Source organism: Pseudoalteromonas sp. UCD-33C (assembly GCF_001306895.1).
Lineage (GTDB): Bacteria > Pseudomonadota > Gammaproteobacteria > Enterobacterales > Alteromonadaceae > Pseudoalteromonas.
Window position 1 is genome coordinate 530,607 of sequence record NZ_LJTB01000002.1, and the last position, 17,475, is coordinate 548,081.

Here is a 17,475-nt window from a genome sequence, read left to right on the forward strand (position 1 = left end):
AAGCGAAAGGCCTTCCTTTCGCTTTTTTTATATCAATTCGCTTAGGTCATGTTATGTATCAATTAACCATCAACTCATTAACCCAAGAGCAATTTTTAGCTGAGTATTGGCAGAAAAAACCATTACTTATAAAGCAAGGCTTCAAGGATTTTTCAGATCCGATTGAGCCCGAAGAATTGGCCGGTCTTGCCATGGAAGAAAGCATTGAATCACGTATTGTGACCAATCACTCAGATGATTGGCAAGCATACCATGGTCCTTTTGAAGACTTTAGCTTGCTAACTGAAAAGCACTCAACATTACTGGTGCAAGCAGTTGACCATTGGCATAGCGATGCAGCGCAACTACTGGAGCCATTTCGCTTTATTCCAAACTGGCGTATCGATGATTTAATGATCAGCTACTCTACCCCGGGTGGTGGCGTGGGTCCGCATTTAGATCAATACGACGTGTTTATTATTCAAGGTGAAGGAAAGCGCCACTGGCGAGTTGGTTTACCTGATGCGAACTTAAAGCAATTTGCACAAAATAAGAGCCTGTTACAAGTTGAACAATTTCCTGCCGTGATCGACTGTGTGTTAGAGCCGGGAGATATTCTCTATATTCCACCAGGTTGCCCACATGAAGGTTACGCAGTTGAAAATGCACTTAATTACTCTGTAGGTTTTAGAGCGCCAAATCAACGCGATTTATTATCACAATTTGCCGATCACCTCATCGATACTGAGCTTGGTAATCAACGATATGGTGATGCAGAGCTTAAGTTGCGTTCATCTAAAGGTGAACTTAACCAAACTGAAGCAGAAAAAGTGAAGCAACTTATGATTGCTGCGATTAATGATGACGCAGTATTCAAGACTTGGCTTGGTAACAGTATGAGTCAGCCAAAACATGACATGGATTTAGCGCCTTTAGAGGAGCCATATACACTAGATGACGTAAATGACTTACTTAATGATGAGGACGTTGTTTTTGAGCGTTTAGGTGGTACCCGTGCCATTTATCAAGTAATTGACGATAAAATACTTTTAAGTATTAATGGTGTTAATTATATGCATGATTTAACTGACCTTGAATTAATAACAAAGCTCACAGATCAAACCTGGCTGACCGCTGCCGATATAAATAGTTCAAAAAATAATCACATTTTCTTGAAAACCTTTACTACACTTTTAAATGAGGGTATTTGGTTTTGTTAGGAGCGTGTGTTTATGAGCTATCAAATAGATGAAGTTGAATGGAGTATCGACAAGGAACTCTTACAACAGATCAGAGAGCGAGTATTTGTATGCGAACTACATATTCCTAAAGACATTGAGTTTGATCATTTAGATAAAACAGCACATCACGTACTCGTGACCGACGAGTGTAAATGCCCAGTTGCCACTGGGCGTTTATGTAATGATGGCCTCATTGGGCGTATTGCAGTTTTACCTGAACATCGTAACCGTTCGGTTTACAAATCATTATTGAATTACTTAGTAGGCATGGCTGAAAAGCAAGGCTGTGATTGCGTCAGCATTAATTGCATATTGAACGAAGTAGATAGATTTAAACGAAATGGTTTTTCGGCTGATGGCTTAGTATTTATGGAGGCTGGTATTCCAAGGCAGCGAATGCTCTGCCCTATTAAGCAATTTGATACGCGGCCATTCACTTTGGTGCATTAAGGTATATGTTAAATAAAAAAGCTGAATAACATTATTCAGCTTTCTTATTAGAAGTTATGCAGGCTCGTTTTGCCACATTTCTTCTTTTTCAAATAGCTCATATAAACCATGAGCACGGTTGATTAACAGGTTAGCAAAATCAACTTTGGTTTTATCTACCGCACCTGATTGCATTAGCTGATCAGCCTTCATTTGCCACTGCATTGAGAAATAACGTAATACTTCACGTGCATTATTTGCTGCACTTGCTTCAGCGTGATCGGTAGGTAAACGACCGGTGATCACCCAATAGCTCTTACCGTTTTGTGCTTTAAATTTCCAAATCGCTACTAATGGGGCGATAAAACGGCTTTCTTTTTCTACAACAGTTTGCGGAATAACGCCTTTTTCAGCTAAATGCTTTTGTGCATTTTGGAAACATTCTCTTTGCCAAATAACACTTTGTTTTTGCGCTTCGGCTTGTTCTTCTGGTGTTAATGGTCTTGCTTGTTTTTGTTCCATGGTAGTTACTCTTTTACAACATTTCTGACACTTTAAGGTTTAAAATGGCGCTGTGCAAGTGTTTACGGGCAATCAAAGAGCATTTAAATTTACTTGCGTACTATTCAATCAACTCAGAAAGAAGAGTTAGGCTCTGTTAAAAATTGCAGCTCTTCAGCTGTTGATTCACGACCTAAAATTTTATTGCGATGTGGGTAGCGACCAAACCTATCAATAATCACTTTGTGCTTTAGTTCAAATTCATAATTACTCATGCCTTTAAACAATTGCTCAGCTTGCTGATGAATGACTTTCGATTCACTGTGCATATACGGCATATAAATAAACGCAGTTTGAGAGCTAGGTAACTTTTTATCAAAACCTAATTCAATGGCTCTTTGCGCTAGACTTAATGCTTGTGGGTCTTGGCTGAACGCCTTTGCTGTATTACGGTAAATATTGCGTGAAAACTGATCTAACACGATAATTTCAGCTAAAGAGCCTTGAGCATCAACTCGCCAATCTGCATGTTCGCCAGCGATAACCTGCAAAAGGCATTCTGAAAACTCACGTGTAATTAAGGCATCAACTTCGTCTGATTGCTGATACCAAACTTCCGGTCCTAATTCATTAAACCAAAAATCGATAATGCGTTGCTTATCCATAAACACTCCTTAATTACCAAGAACTTTTGCAGGGTCAACTCGGGTTGCTTGCCACGCAGGATATAAGGTAGCCAAAATAGCGAGAACAAAAGTAACAATTACCGTGATAACAATATCTTGCCAAACTAGTTTACTGGGTAAAAACTCAATAAAATAAACCCCTTGTAATGGGTTATCGCCAAATAAGTTACTTGCCCAAGTGAACAGTTCACTGATGTTTAACGCAAGCATTACACCGATAACTGTGCCTAAGATCACACCAATTAAAGCTTGTGTAAAACCTTGCATTACGAAGGTTGCTAAAATGGTGCTATCTTGTGCGCCCATGGTTTTTAAAATTGCGATATTTGCCTGTTTTTCACGTACTTCCATCACTAAAGACGAAACAATATTAAAACTCGCTACCGCAATTATTAAAAACACCACGATATACACAATAGTGCGAACCATTTGAATATCTTGATATAAGCTACCCTGGGTTCTAAACCAACTTGAGACATAGACATAATCAGGAATAACTTGCCCCACACGCATCGCCGTTTGATGGGCCGCGAACACATCAGCTACTTGTAATCGTAAACCGGTTACTTGGTTTTGCTCAAAACTCAACACACTTTGCGCTTTATCAAGGCGAATAAAAGCCGCTGTTTCATCAATTGGGCCGCCCATTTTTATAATACCCGCAAGATTCAAGCTAACACGCTTTGGCGCCAATAAAGTATTACTTTGCTGGTTTATCTGTGGGATTAATAAGGTAACTGGGTCGCCAATTTTAAGGCCCAATCGGTTAACGATTTGTTGGCCTAAAAGCACATCTTCTTGTTGTAGCTGGCTAACTAAGCGCCCTTCTGTAAATTGATTTAACGCCGACACTTGGTTTTCAAATTCAGGGCTTACACCACGCACTTCAACTGCTTTTAACTCACTTTTATATTGCGCCATGCCGTTGACACTAATAAACGGCGCAGCACCTGTTACACCGGCTTGAGAGCGCAGTAGAGCAACTTTTGACTGCCAATTATTGATTGGTTTGTTAGGCGCAACATATTCAACCTGAGGTACGACCGATAAAAGCCGATGTACTAGCTGCTGCTCAAAACCATTAATAACTGATAAAGCAACAATTAGCACAGCGACACCTAAAAGAATGCCGATTGTCGATGCTTTAGCGATAAAACTAACAAAACCGTTTTGTCCGTCTTTTTGGCCACTATGGGCACGAAAGCGTTTTGAAATAAAGGCACTAAGCAACATGCTGAGACTCTTTAATTGCGAGCTTACCATCATCTAAATAGGCAATTTTGCCTAGTTTATCTGCAAGTTCTAAATCATGGGTTACCACAACAAAACTGGTTTTTAAGCTAGTATTTAATTCTTTAATTAAATCGTAAATCTTAATTGCGTTTTGTTTATCTAGGTTACCGGTTGGTTCATCGGCAAGCACCAAAGCAGGCTCGGTTACTAATGCACGTGCTATTGCAACCCGCTGCCTCTCACCACCTGATAACGCCGAAGGTTTATGTTCGCTACGATGAGATAACCCTACTTTATCTAGCATGTTACGGGCTTTTTCGGTTGCCGCTTTTGCGCTTAAGCCTTTAATTAATAATGGCATTGCAACATTTTCGATGGCAGTAAATTCCATTAATAGATGATGGAATTGATAAATAAAGCCCAAATTTTCATTTCGGAAACTGGCTTGTTGTTTACGGTTTAATTTAGAAACCTGCTGACCTTTAATTTCAACCTTGCCTGAGCTTTCGTTATCTAAGGTACCTAATATATGCAATAAGGTACTTTTTCCTGAGCCAGAGCTCCCTACAACAGCTAACATTTCGCCTTGATTAAGTGCTAAATCAACCCCTTTTAATACCGCAACCTCGTTATCGCCATCTTGATAGACTTTATTTAACTGCTGACAATTGATAACTAAATCACTCATAACGTAATACCTCTGCTGGATTCACTTTTGCAGCTTTTCTGGCAGGATACAAGGTAGCTAAAAAGCTCATCGCAATACTCCCTGCGGCAATAAAACTCAAACTTATAACATCAAATTTAACGGGTAAACTCACGCCCGCTAGTAAATTGATGCCTAACATATTCAACAATTCATTAATGTTGCTACTTAATAGCACACCAAGTAACGCACCAATACTGGTACCGATAAGGCCGTTATATAAGCCTTGGATCATAAACACGTGCTGCACTTGTAACGGAGTTAAACCCAGTGTTTGTAAAATAGCGACTTCACTTTGCTTCTCACTGACCATCATGGTTAATGCTGAAATGATATTAAACACTGCAACGAGCACGATTAAGCCAAGTAACATCGACATAATGCGCTTTTCCATTGCCACAGCGGCAAATAGTGTGCCTTGGCTAGCTCGCCAGTCAGTCACTGTGTAATCGTTTAAAATAGCTAACTGCGATTGCAATACTTGCTCAACAGCAAATGGTTCATACAGCGATACACTCAAATTAGGGGCTGCTGATTTTGCTAGTTTTAAAACTCTGCCTAACGAATAGCCACTGGTAAATGCTAATGACATATCAATTTCTGACTGTGTTTCATAAAGTGCAGCAACGGTAAACAAGCGCTGACTCGGTACTCGACCAAGGGGGGTATACGAACTGGCATTAGGCATGATAACCCGTACTTTATCCCCAAGAGAAATACCCAATTTTCGACTCAAGTAGCGGCTAATCGCAATATGGTAGTTGCTGTCCATTACTTGTGACCAATTGCCGGCAACAATTTTATCTTTTACGTTATAGATGGAGCTTCCTTCATCATAAAGGCCTTGTAACAATACGCCATGCAAATCTTGGTTAGTTTGTAAAATGGCTTCGCCATGGCGGTATAGGTTAACTTGTTTAACATCTTGAGAATTTGCTAGTTGCTGCTTTAACTGCAGCATGGTTTCTTTCGAGTTATCTTCGGCTGATACTTCAATATGAGGAATTAAACCAAGCATGTTGGTTTTAAGGTTATTCTCAAAACCATTCATTACTGAACTGACTGTAAACAAGGCCATTAAACCAATAGCAATGCCCGCGATAGAGAAAAATGAAATAAATGAGATAAAGGCATTGCCCTTTGAGGAGCGACTATATCTCAGCCCTATAAAAAGGCTAACAGGTTGAAACATAATAAATTATGGGTATTCCAAGGGCTAAATATGCGCTCATATTAGCATAGATTTAGCTAGCATGGGATGCGCGAAATTGTAAAAAATAATTATAAATCTGATACTTGAACAGTAGCAACCAGATGGTCAAGTAATGCTTTTACATTGGTTGCGATAAACTGCCTTGGTGGATACACCCCCCATACACCTTCAGGTGCCGGTGCAACATTCGAAAGTACAGCACTCAACCTGCCATTGGCTAGGTGGTCATTGACATAGTAATCTGGTAGTTGCACGATGCCTAACCCTTTTATTGCAGCGTCAACCAATGCCCAACCACTGTTACAGGCCAAACGCCCTGCCACTTTGATGTGCTTATCTTGACCCTGCTCTTTTACCCGCCAGTAACTGTTATTACCAATCAGGCAATTGTGCTGATGTAATTCACTCACACTGTGTGGTTGGCCGAATTTATTGATATATTCAGAGCTACAACAAATAACAAGCCTGCGCTGACTAATGCGCCGTGCTTTTAAAGATGAATCTTTTAAATGACCAAGGCGAATAGCGAGATCATACCCATCTTCTAGTAGATTGACTTGCTCATTGCTTAAATGGCTGATCACTTCAATATCTGGGTGCTTTTGCATAAACGAATGTACCGCAGGCATGATGAAACTTTCACCATACATCACAGGAGCTGTTAGTTTTATACTACCTTTTGGTGTCAGTTGCTGCTCTGCAAGCAGTGCCGTGGCATCATCCATGGCATGCTGTAATTGTTTAGTTTGATGCGCAAACACCTGCCCTTCTTGCGTTAGCACCACTTTACGGGTTGTTCGGGTTAACAATTGTGTGTTTAATCGCTCTTCTAATTGACTCACATACCGGCTTACATGGGCCACAGACATACCCAGTAGTTTACTTGCTTTTGTAAAACTGCCTGTTTCTGCTACCGCTAAAAACTCATCAATTCCGTGCCAACGATTCATTATTACCATACTGTAAAAGTGTTTTAATAAAACGAAGATTATCATTCATTGAGAAACAAATAAAATAGACTAAGTTTAATACTTACTTCCAACAACTATAAGGGAACGTTATGACTGATTTTATCAAATCAAAAGCGGCTATCGCTTGGGGTCCAAATCAACCACTATCAATTGAAGAAGTGGATGTAATGATGCCTAAAAAAGGCGAAGTGCTTGTAAAGATTGTTGCTACAGGTGTTTGTCATACCGATGCATTTACTTTATCTGGTGAAGACCCTGAAGGTATTTTCCCAGCAATCCTTGGCCATGAAGGTGGCGGTATTGTTGAAGCCGTAGGTGAAGGTGTAACACATGTTGAAGTAGGCGATCATGTTATTCCTCTTTACACTGCTGAATGTGGCGAGTGTAAAATGTGTAAATCGGGCAAAACAAATTTATGCTCTGCGGTACGTGAAACGCAAGGTAAAGGTTTAATGCCTGATGGCACAACGCGTTTCTATAAAGATGGTCAACCAATTTATCACTACATGGGTTGCTCTACCTTCTCTGAGTACACTGTATTACCAGAGATTTCACTTGCTAAAGTAAGCAAAGAAGCGCCTCTTGAAGAAATTTGTTTACTTGGTTGTGGTGTAACAACCGGCATGGGTGCTGTTACTAAAACAGCAAAAGTTCAAAAAGGCGATACAGTGGCTATTTTTGGCTTAGGTGGTATCGGTTTATCGGCGATTATCGGTGCGAAAATGGCGGGCGCTGGCCGTATTATTGGTGTTGATATCAACACCAGTAAGTTTGATCTTGCTACTAAACTAGGTGCAACTGATTTAATCAATCCAAATGACTTCGACAAACCAATCCAAGAAGTTATCGTTGAAATGACTGACGGTGGTGTTGATTTCTCATTTGAATGTATCGGTAACGTTAATGTAATGCGTTCTGCTCTTGAGTGTTGTCACAAAGGTTGGGGTGAATCAGTAATCATTGGTGTTGCAGGTGCAGGCCAAGAGATCTCTACTCGTCCTTTCCAACTAGTAACAGGTCGTGTATGGCGCGGTAGTGCATTTGGTGGCGTTAAAGGTCGCTCTGAATTACCAGAGATTGTTGAGCGATATATGAATGGTGAGTTTGCGTTAAACGATTTCATCACACACACCATGAAACTTGAAGATATCAATGAAGCTTTCGACTTAATGCACGAAGGTAAGAGCATCCGTTCAGTTATTCATTATTAATCTTTTAATTTGGCGCTAGGTTGACTCCTAGCGCCTTTGTTTCAAGGATTTGGTTATGCTAGAAAACATAAGCTCAACAAAAGTCAGCGGTGGCTGGCATAAACAATATACCCACCAAGCTAGCAGCACACATTGTGCTATGCGCTTTGCGATTTTTTTACCGCCAGGTGCCAGCGAAACGAATAAAGTGCCAGTGATGTATTGGTTGTCAGGTTTAACCTGTACAGATGAAAACTTTATGCAAAAAGCCGGAGCATTTAAAAAAGCGGCTGAACTAGGTATTGCGATTGTCGCTCCAGATACTAGCCCGCGCGGTGAAAATGTGCCTGACGATGAAAATTACGATTTTGGTCAAGGTGCTGGTTTTTATGTCAATGCGACTCAAGCGCCTTACAATGTGCACTACAACATGTACGACTATGTGGTTTCTGAGTTACCTGCACTTATCGAAGCACACTTCCCTGTGACGACTAAAAAAGCCATTGCTGGTCATTCTATGGGTGGTCACGGCGCATTGATGATTGCGCTTAAAAACCCTAAACAATACGTCAGCGCCAGTGCTTTTAGCCCGATTGTGAACCCGATTAATTGCCCTTGGGGTGAAAAAGCGTTTAGTAATTACCTAGGTAGTGATAAAGCAAGTTGGCTTGAATACGACAGCTGTGAATTGATGAAAAAAGCTACCGCTGATGATTATTTACCGATGCGTATTGATCAAGGTGAGGCCGATAACTTCTTAACTGAGCAACTCAAAACTGAGAACTTATTTGCTGTCGTAAACGAAAAAGATTACCCAGCTGAGATCAACATGCACGCGGGTTATGATCATAGTTACTTCTTTATCAGCAGCTTTATTGACGAACACTTGATGTTTCATCAAAAGTATCTGTGATTAATACTTAATTTTTAGTGTGAGGGCTTAACTTCCTCACACTCTTTAATACTGCGTGTAATTTGCCTGCAAACTAATTGCGGTTGTTGTTCTTTTGGTTTGAGTAAACCAATAACAGCGCTATCAATTTTAAAGCCTAACTTTGCGAATGAAAAGCCCTCAGCATCGGTTACAGTACTGTTAGTTTGATTTGCATTTGTAGTTGCAAGATTTGTTGGTTGTGAGTTTTTTGCATAGCCATCAACTATTGACCCCGCCACTGTACACCCCACTAATTGGTAGCTTACTAAGCAAATAACAAGTTTTGAAAAGCTAATCTTCATTATTAAAACTATCCATTAATGTAGGTCTTTTTTTTGGCTCAGCTTTAACCTCAACACATTCTTTTACTGCGCGACTAATTTGACGACATTTAAGCTCAACGTCTTTGTCTTTACTACCGCTCTCTAGGCCTTCAATAATCGCTTTGTCGATTTCATAACCTAGCATCGTCATGGTCATGCCATAGTTAACTCGGTCATTATCTTTTTTATCTGCATAAGCGCTTGCCGGCTGTGCCTGACTCGTGCGTCCGCCAATTCCATCTGCAACTAAGCCAACTGCAGTACAGCCACTGAGTAAACTTACTGATAGTATTACGTACAAAGATTTAAGCATCGGTCCTCCAATACACTTAAGCTTATTTTCTAAGCATAATAACAAACAGGTAATTTAACTGTAAAAAACTGTAGATTAATCACAAATATCACGAATAAACTCTTTTAAAAACCCAACTAACTGTAATAGGAATATTAACAAGAAAGGTAAAGCGCCTAAAATTGCAACGCTACGATTTAATGGCTCATCTTGTAGCAGTAACAATGCAAAGCTACATATGAATAATGCTAAACACCATGCGTAGAGTGTCACACGGTTATTTTGCTCAGAGCCAACCAGCTCTCTTATGACTAATATTGCAGAGTCTGCGGATGTAGCAACAAATATCAACAGTAGTAATAAGCTTAACCAAATAAACACGGTTCCTTGCCAGTCTAGTTGATTAAAAAATACAAATAAGCCTTGGCTGTAATCTTGTTTTATAGCAACTAAAATGCCCGCTTGGTTAAGTCTATCCCATTCAATTGCTGCCCCCGAAAAGGTCGCAAACCAAATAATAGTCACTAAAGTTGGAATACACACAACCGCCAAAATAAATTGCCAAACTTTACGCCCCTGGCTAATTTTGGCTAGGAACACACCAACAAATGGCCCCCACGCTAACCACCAAAAGTAATAATTATATGTCCAATGAGTGGCCCAATCCGGCGCTTTTAATTGGCTATCGAATTGCCAAGTGCCAGTTGCAAGCAACTGTAAATAGTAGCCTGTTCCATCTAAAGCAATCTTTATAATAGGCTCAATTGGCACCACTAGTAGCAACCAAAAAAGCAGACTAAATGCTAGAAATACGTTAAATATACTTAGTGACTGTACCCCGCGTCGTAATCCAAATTTAACCGACAGCGAATAAATAACTGCTAACAAACAAACGATTAATGAACCCACTAATAAAGTTGAAGTAACCCCCAACTCTATTTCAACGCCTTTACTGATCAGTAAAGTGGAATTAGCTATGGTGCCGACGACACCAAAAAAAATAGCGATTACCGCAATTAACCTTACAATAAACGACACAGTAAATTTTGCAGACTTATCTATGCGATTACCAAGCGCCGTTAAAACAGGGGCACAAATATCTCCTGACCTCCCACTGTATTGCGTTAATCCGCCAAGCACTAGCGCAAATACAGCATAAAGTGCCCAAGCATGAGCGCCCCAATTCACTAGGGTTAAAGCGAGGCTACTGGCTAGTCTATCTGGATATAAGCTTTGTTTAAGTGGTGGGTCGAGTGAATGTAACGCAGGCTCTGCTACGCCCCAAAAAACCAAGCCAGAGCCCATTCCTGCTGCAAACAACATGGCAAACCAGCCAAAGTTTGAATACTCAACAACAGCCTGCTCACCACCTAGTTTACGGCTACCGAGTGGGCTAATTGCTAAAATAATGATGGCAAACAATAAAAAATTCACCAATAAGAAAAAGCTACTACCACTCCATTTTAACAGCATTTGTACAAACGGCTGAACTTGCTCAGTGATAACATCAGGCAAAATCACAGCAATCAGTGCACCAAACATACACAGTGCAAGCGCGGTTTTTTCTAGGGAGGAGGTGGAATGTTTCAATGTGAAGCCTATTTAGTCAGCGTGTTTAGCATACTGTTAGCATGGCTAAAATTCAAACAGCCAAAAGGCTGAAAAAATGACATAGCAGTGCGTAAAAATCGCAAATTATAGCAAGGCATGCTTTTAAAAACCCGGCTACATGTCCCTAGTTTCCTCATTTTATTTAATTTGTTGATCGGGTATTGAAATTGCAAAGCTATCATAATCTTTATAGCAAGGAGCAAAGCATGGACTTTAATATTGATTGGTATGAAATTCTCGATAATTTAATTCATCTAGGTATTGCCTATTTACTTGCCCTTCCAATGGCTTTTGATCGAGAAAAAACCAGTAATGGTGCAGGTCTACGAACATTTCCATTAGTCGCTGTTGCATCATGTGGTTATGCATTAGTGGGCATGTCTGTTTTAACAAGTTCAGAGGCAGAATCAAAAGTACTCGAAGGGATTATCACGGGTATTGGCTTTATTGGCGGTGGTGCCATTTTGAAGAACAAAAACTCTACCTATGGAACAGCCACAGCAGCCAGTATTTGGAACATGGGACTTATTGGCATTGCTGTGGCATTTAGTCGTTACGAAATCGCCTTTTTAATGGCGTTGATTAATTTCGTAACGCTAAGATATGTTAAGCGCTTAAAGTAAACAATTAGCTCGCGTCATATTTTGAGTTAACTATGGCATAGCCAGTTTGTTTAACTTTAATCTCAGCAGGGCTTGCAGATTTAACTAATAAACCGCAGCGTCTGCTTTGCTCATCAATGACATAATTAACCGATTCACTTGCTTCAAGGTCAATGACTTGATCTGCACAGCGGATCTGTAATTTAGAAACATCACTCGCGCCTTCAATTTTGATTGAACCGCGAGATAAAGATAAATATGAAAGCTTATCTTTTGAAACATTGATTTGTGAATTAATCTGCGGTGTTCGCGCCAATAGGTCATCAATTTGCTTGATAGTGGCAAGTTTGTTTTCTTCTGAAAACTGTTTACCCTCGATATTATCTAACGCATAAATAGCATTGTATGCAAGATTAAAATCGCCCTTGAAGCTGTACCATTGTAGAGCACTTTTAGCGACTAAATATTGTATATCTGTTGGTAACTTAGCTCGCAGTAAATAGGCTACAGACAACTGCTCATCAAAGCCAAACCATTGTTGTTGATGATAATAAAATTGGCTTTTCAACCATGCAAATAATGCCTGTTCAGAGGTGTTTTTAGTATGGTCTTTATATAACTCAGCCAATGCTTGCTCAGCTTTTTTAAACTCTTTAGCTTGCAGCATTTTATTGATTTCATCGTATTCATTAATAAAACCACGGCTCGCTTTATCATTTGAGTAACCATTAAAATACTTACCTACTTCAAATGAAAACAGGTAACCCCCTTCTACGGTTTTGCCTTCTTTTGTGGCAGGTGCAAACTCTAAGTTGGTTAAGTATTTCTCTGCATTTTCTTCACTACCCCGAGTATCAGATGCCATGATCACTTCAATGTCTTTTGCCTTACCTTGTGTATCAACCACATAAGACATTAATGCCCAGCCTTCTAGACGAGAGCCGTTATAACTACCTGGGTAACGTTTGTTTGAATTTTTAACAATATAAGCAGAGGTAGCAGCTTGAACATCAACACCTAAGTCATTGACGTCTCGTGCTAAAGCCTGTGTAGGTAATGCGATAAGTGAACAAAGTGCTGCGAGTTTTGTGAATTTAATCATGATAATGGCTCCAATTCCCTTTGATAGGAACACTTATAGCACTAAAAAAGGCGCTTTAAAAGCGCCTTGCTGTCAAGAATGTGCTTAAACATGCCTTGATCTTAAAACATATCCTGGTAAGGGTTTGGTTTTGATAATAAAACTTTTTTATCAAAACCTGGGATTGTCATTGAATCTTCACTAATTTCAATGCCATTTTCATCAATTAAGCCATCACCAAAACGATAAATTAGCTCATAATGACCTAAATCAGCGTGTTGTTGATAGTCAGCTTGCGCTTTGGCTACCTGAGTATGACGGTCTTGATATTGCGCCATAACCTCATCACCATGACGCTTTGCTAGCATCTTTAATGTAATTGCCGGTGATAACACAGTCGCCGTTGCGTTATTACCACCAAAGCCTTTTGAGTTAATGAAGGCAATATCCATTGCATCACACTGATAGTGTTCAGTACGAATGTCTAAATGTTCGCTATACACATCATCTGCCACTTTATCGATTGTCGTAATACCCGGCATAATGTTGTGACTAAACACACCTAATGCCATAGCTAATTGATCACCACTGGCTGGAGCAATGGTATGGCCAACATATGCTTTAGGCGCAGCAACCTTCCAATTATCAATTGCAAATGTTTCTGCCACTTTATGATAGATCAGTGATTCTGTTACGCGGTTTTGTGGTGTACTTGAGCCATGTGCCAAAATAAAGCTACGCTTTTGTACCGCTTCTTGGCCAACAATACTGTTTGCTAGTGCAACAGATTTTGCCATCGTGATGTAGTTACCTGGGCCCGGGGCTGTAATTGATTTTTTAATACCATCGGCATTGACGAACACATCTGCAACGCTGCCTAACACATCAGCGCCTAACTCTAATGCCAATGCATCATCCATTAATATAGCAACTTGTGCGCCTTCACCAATCGTAAAACCACAGTTTTCACCAAATGGACGACTTGTACGGCGATGATCAACCACATCTGTATTATCAAGGCGCTTTAGACCTTCTTCATTTGCAAGTGCGCTCATATTGCCAAAACCTTCAACAATTTCAGGTGTAATAGCACACTCAACAGACGCCACAATAGCGACACGCGTACGACCCGCTTGAATATCGTTTACTGCAGCACGTAAGTTATATAAAAACGTTGCACATGCACCTGATGTAGTAAAGGTTGTACCCACATTGCCTGTTACATAAGCATTGATAAAGTCAGTAGACATAGTGTTTAAGCCAAGTGCAAGCTGTTTTGTACTCACACGATCGCCCTGCTGACGCGCACGTATTAATCCACCAAATCCTTCATCATCAACTTGACCCGCCACAGAAGCTGAGTAAGTGCCAATTTGATCAGGCTCAACACTATTCATCACCTGCTGCCACGCCAGACCTGTCGAACGAATCGCATCGGTTGCGGCAAAGATAGTCGCTTGCAAGCCTCTTGGTTGATAACGGCTGTTATACATAGCTGAAGGTTCAAAACCTGTTGGTAATTGACCGGCCGCTTTAATTGGATTATCGCGCGTACTGTCATGTTTAATTGCAAGATCAGCGCTAATTGTGACTTTCACTTTTTTATCAGTTAATTCTTCAACCTGCCAAGCACTTGGTACTGGAGTTGGTAAATCACGGCGGCGCGTTTCAAAAACAATCTGCTGTTCATCTGACGCTGTTAACGTCATTTTTTGCTGCCATGGAGTCGCATCCACATCGAAGTGGTTTTTTTCAATTTTACGAATAAGTGTGCCAGCTAAAATTTGTTCACCGAACTTAGCTTCGATGTCTGATTCGGCAATGGTATTGCCTTGGGCATCTTTAAGTACACCTTCAGTAAGAGTGACTAAGTTCATTAATGTCGCTAAGCCTAAAAATGTCTCCTGACGGGCTTTAGCGTCCAAGCTGTCTAACACGATACGACGATAACCTTGATGAAAAGAAGTGCGGCCAGCGGCATTAATACCACCCATACCAACAATAACGGGTAATGCTGTCATAAAAAACCTTGAGAAAACGTGTTATGAGAATTAAGCCAAGTTTAAATGGATTAATTAACACGCTTTATGCTTAAATAGCCAAATAACATGCACAATAGGCCAAAAGCAACTGGTCGGAGCAATTTGAGTGACGAAACTTCAACAAGTAAAAGCCATTGAAATTAGTATTTTGGTTTATCCTCATTTATTAATAACCAGTTTAACCCTGCCTATTGAAATGCTCAGAGCTGGTGAGGCCTTTGCAAAAAGCCATCGTCAGCAGAACGAATTTAAACCTCTAAACATCAATTTAGTGGCAAGTAGTCTAAAAGCGATCCCTAATCGTACTGGGCTTTCAATTATGCCCGATTGCGAAACCGTCACCGCGCCTGCTAGTGACTTGATTATTGTGCCTGGGATTTGGCGAAACCCGCGTCCTGTGGTGAGCAATCAGCAAAGTTTGGTGAACTGGCTTGGTAATTCTTGGCAACAAGGCAGTCATATCATTGGTGTAGGCACAGGTAATTGTTTAGTTGCAGAAGCAGGCTTATTGGATGGCCACCCGGCTACCACCCACTGGCATTACGCAGAACAATTTAAACGTGACTACCCTAAAGTGCAGCTTAAGCCTGATTTTTTCATCACACAGTCTGAGCGCATGTATACAGTTGCGAGTTTAAATGCCCTTGCCGATGTTATTGTGCATATTATTAGTCAATATTACGGACGAGAAGCAGCGCAGCATGTTGAGCGTAATTTCTCCCATGAAATTCGTAAGCCCTATGAAGATCAGCGCTACCTTGAGGGTGCCGTTGATAAACACCCAGACGAACTCATTGCACAAATTCAATTTTGGTTAAAAAACAATTTAACATCTGAACTGACTCTGCAAGAAATTGCAGCACAATTTAGTTTAAGCTACCGCACCTTTACACGCCGTTTTCGCCAAGCCACCAGCCAAACTCCTGTGGAGTATTGGCAACAGTTGCGGGTACAAACTGCAAAAGAGTTATTAGCGTCTTCAAATTTGTCTATTCAAGAAGTTGCACTGGAAGTTGGTTATAACGACCAAGGTCACTTAACACGGGTATTCAAGAAAGTGCTTTCACAAACACCTAGTGAATATCGCATAGTCGTTAGACGAAAACTATTTGGATAAAGCTAAAATGCCGGAATTGTTCTAAGCAAAGGTCAGATTAATCATATTTAAGTTGCTGAATTAAAAATTATTACTAAGCTTTTAGTTAGTTGTATAGGTATTTGTTTGAGTCTAAAAATGTATCAGCTTGATTATGATGAATTAGTGCAAAGTTGGAATAAAACCCTCGAAGTTTTAGCCCTTTTTGCTGATGTACCCGTCGCCTTAGTAATGAAAGTAGAAAACAATATTATTAGTGTGTTTTCAAAAAACAATAACCAAGCAAATCCTTATGAAATTGGTGACAGTGAAGAGTTAGAAGATTCAGGCCTTTATTGTGAGCATGTCGTAAAAACGCAGAACTTACTGAACATACCAAACGCACTTGTTGATGAGAACTGGAAAGAAAACCCTGATATCAAGCTTAATATGATTTCTTATTTAGGTTTACCTATATGTGCAGGAGACACCACCCCATTTGGCACAATTTGTATCTTAGATAGCAAACCCCATGAATATAACGAGCCTGTGATAAAGCTACTCGAAACCATTAAGCAAAGCTTCGAAACACAACTGAAATTATTGTATCAGCAAAAACAAGCGTTTGAGCAGCAACAGTTTGCTGAACTAGCCACTTTAATTAGAGGAATAGCCCACGAGCTCAACACACCACTCGGTAACTGCATTACCGCAGTAGATGTTACTCAACTTACTGTCAAAGAAACACAAACCAGACTTTTAAAAAAACGACTTAGCCAACAAGCACTGCAAAATACTTTAGAGACATTGATAAATACCAATGAACTACTAAACAGAAACTTAACATCATCTGCTTATAAAATACGTATTTTACAAGATTTGTTGTATACCAAATCACAATCAAGTAAAACAATCATGACGTTAGCTCAGCTTTCGGAGTCACTTTATAAACACTTAGAAGAGCAAATAAAACATCGCAGTATCAAATTAGACATTAATTATCAAAACCCGCATAGCCAATTAGAAGTTGAAATAGACTTGCTAAAACAAGTGCTGTTTATTTTATTGCAAAACTCAATTGAGCATGCATTCAACAATATTACAGACCCTTTAATAGAAATTGATATTTTTGATTTTGATGAGGTGTTAAAAATTCACTACACCGATAACGGCACCGGTATCAGCAGTACTGAACTAAGCTCAATTTTCACCCCATTTTATAAAGGTAAAAACAACCAATCAGGTATAGGGCTTGGCCTCAGCATAGCGAAGAAAATAGTTAGCCAACAACTGCAAGGCGATATTTGCGTACAAGAAAGTGATGTAGGCGCCCACTTTTTAATTAGTTTGCCAAAGTAAGCTAAAA

18 protein-coding genes are annotated in these 17,475 nt (G+C 40.0%); 7 read left to right on the plus strand and 11 right to left on the minus strand.

Annotated features, from left to right (window positions below; translation table 11 throughout):
• Positions 1-53 precede the first annotated feature (53 nt).
• Entirely contained in the window at positions 54-1,199 is a 1,146-nt protein-coding gene (locus AOG26_RS05675) for a cupin domain-containing protein (RefSeq protein ID WP_054561604.1), read from the plus strand.
• Between the two features lie 12 nt (positions 1,200-1,211).
• Positions 1,212-1,670, plus strand: coding sequence for a GNAT family N-acetyltransferase (locus tag AOG26_RS05680; RefSeq protein WP_054561605.1), 459 nt, complete (start codon positions 1,212-1,214; stop codon positions 1,668-1,670).
• A gap of 54 nt (positions 1,671-1,724) precedes the next feature.
• Here AOG26_RS05680 and AOG26_RS05685 read toward each other — a convergent pair whose 3' ends face one another.
• From AOG26_RS05685 to AOG26_RS05710, 6 genes are all read right to left on the minus strand, one after another.
• Positions 1,725-2,171 carry a DUF4826 family protein gene (locus AOG26_RS05685; RefSeq protein WP_054561606.1) on the minus strand — a complete coding sequence of 149 codons (447 nt, stop codon included), beginning with the start codon at positions 2,169-2,171 and terminating at the stop codon, positions 1,725-1,727.
• 113 nt (positions 2,172-2,284) lie between these two features.
• Entirely contained in the window at positions 2,285-2,815 is a 531-nt protein-coding gene (locus AOG26_RS05690) for a DUF924 family protein (RefSeq protein ID WP_054561607.1), read from the minus strand.
• 9 nt (positions 2,816-2,824) lie between these two features.
• Positions 2,825-4,069 carry a lipoprotein-releasing ABC transporter permease subunit gene (locus AOG26_RS05695; RefSeq protein ID WP_054561608.1) on the minus strand — a complete coding sequence of 415 codons (1,245 nt, stop codon included), beginning with the start codon at positions 4,067-4,069 and terminating at the stop codon, positions 2,825-2,827.
• A complete protein-coding gene (gene lolD, locus AOG26_RS05700; RefSeq protein WP_054561609.1) occupies positions 4,059-4,757 on the minus strand; it encodes a lipoprotein-releasing ABC transporter ATP-binding protein LolD in 699 nt (232 codons plus the stop codon). The genes AOG26_RS05695 and lolD overlap by 11 nt, the downstream gene beginning before the upstream one ends.
• Complete coding sequence (locus tag AOG26_RS05705; RefSeq protein WP_054561610.1) at positions 4,750-5,967, minus strand: lipoprotein-releasing ABC transporter permease subunit; 1,218 nt, start codon at positions 5,965-5,967, stop codon at positions 4,750-4,752. Before AOG26_RS05705 ends, lolD begins: the two co-directional genes overlap by 8 nt.
• An 89-nt stretch (positions 5,968-6,056) precedes the next feature.
• Positions 6,057-6,938 (minus strand): LysR family transcriptional regulator, encoded by an 882-nt coding sequence (locus tag AOG26_RS05710; protein ID WP_082401569.1) that lies wholly within the window; start codon positions 6,936-6,938, stop codon positions 6,057-6,059.
• Between the two features lie 110 nt (positions 6,939-7,048).
• Here AOG26_RS05710 and AOG26_RS05715 point away from each other — a divergent pair, with 110 nt between their 5' ends.
• Entirely contained in the window at positions 7,049-8,170 is a 1,122-nt protein-coding gene (locus AOG26_RS05715) for an S-(hydroxymethyl)glutathione dehydrogenase/class III alcohol dehydrogenase (protein ID WP_054561612.1), read from the plus strand.
• Between the two features lie 55 nt (positions 8,171-8,225).
• The gene (gene fghA, locus AOG26_RS05720) at positions 8,226-9,062 is read left to right on the plus strand and encodes an S-formylglutathione hydrolase (RefSeq protein ID WP_054561613.1); all 837 of its coding nucleotides are present in this window, start codon (positions 8,226-8,228) and stop codon (positions 9,060-9,062) included.
• Positions 9,063-9,076: 14 nt separating this feature from the next.
• On the opposite strand, the gene AOG26_RS05725 is transcribed toward fghA, so the two are convergent.
• The 3 genes from AOG26_RS05725 to AOG26_RS05735 form a co-directional block, all read right to left on the minus strand.
• Positions 9,077-9,385, minus strand: coding sequence for a hypothetical protein (locus AOG26_RS05725; RefSeq protein WP_054561614.1), 309 nt, complete (start codon positions 9,383-9,385; stop codon positions 9,077-9,079).
• Positions 9,375-9,719 (minus strand): hypothetical protein, encoded by a 345-nt coding sequence (locus AOG26_RS05730; RefSeq protein WP_054561615.1) that lies wholly within the window; start codon positions 9,717-9,719, stop codon positions 9,375-9,377. Before AOG26_RS05730 ends, AOG26_RS05725 begins: the two co-directional genes overlap by 11 nt.
• 75 nt (positions 9,720-9,794) lie before the next feature.
• Positions 9,795-11,288: a BCCT family transporter gene (locus tag AOG26_RS05735; protein ID WP_235576237.1), complete on the minus strand. Its 1,494-nt coding sequence runs from the start codon at positions 11,286-11,288 to the stop codon at positions 9,795-9,797.
• A gap of 227 nt (positions 11,289-11,515) precedes the next feature.
• On the opposite strand from AOG26_RS05735, the gene AOG26_RS05740 reads away from it, so the two are divergent.
• Complete coding sequence (locus AOG26_RS05740) at positions 11,516-11,932, plus strand: MgtC/SapB family protein (protein WP_054561617.1); 417 nt, start codon at positions 11,516-11,518, stop codon at positions 11,930-11,932.
• 4 nt (positions 11,933-11,936) lie between these two features.
• Here the strand turns inward: AOG26_RS05740 and AOG26_RS05745 are convergent, their stop codons facing one another.
• On the minus strand, positions 11,937-13,013 hold the full coding sequence (locus AOG26_RS05745) for an energy transducer TonB (RefSeq protein WP_054561618.1): 1,077 nt from the start codon (positions 13,011-13,013) through the stop codon (positions 11,937-11,939).
• A gap of 101 nt (positions 13,014-13,114) precedes the next feature.
• Positions 13,115-15,013: a beta-ketoacyl synthase gene (locus AOG26_RS05750; protein ID WP_054561619.1), complete on the minus strand. Its 1,899-nt coding sequence runs from the start codon at positions 15,011-15,013 to the stop codon at positions 13,115-13,117.
• Between the two features lie 127 nt (positions 15,014-15,140).
• Between AOG26_RS05750 and AOG26_RS05755 the strand changes: the two genes are divergently transcribed.
• Both AOG26_RS05755 and AOG26_RS05760 read left to right on the plus strand, forming a co-directional pair.
• Positions 15,141-16,151, plus strand: coding sequence for a GlxA family transcriptional regulator (locus AOG26_RS05755; protein ID WP_054561620.1), 1,011 nt, complete (start codon positions 15,141-15,143; stop codon positions 16,149-16,151).
• A 105-nt stretch (positions 16,152-16,256) separates the two neighbouring features.
• Positions 16,257-17,468: a GAF domain-containing sensor histidine kinase gene (locus AOG26_RS05760; RefSeq protein WP_150114717.1), complete on the plus strand. Its 1,212-nt coding sequence runs from the start codon at positions 16,257-16,259 to the stop codon at positions 17,466-17,468.
• Positions 17,469-17,475 lie beyond the last annotated feature (7 nt).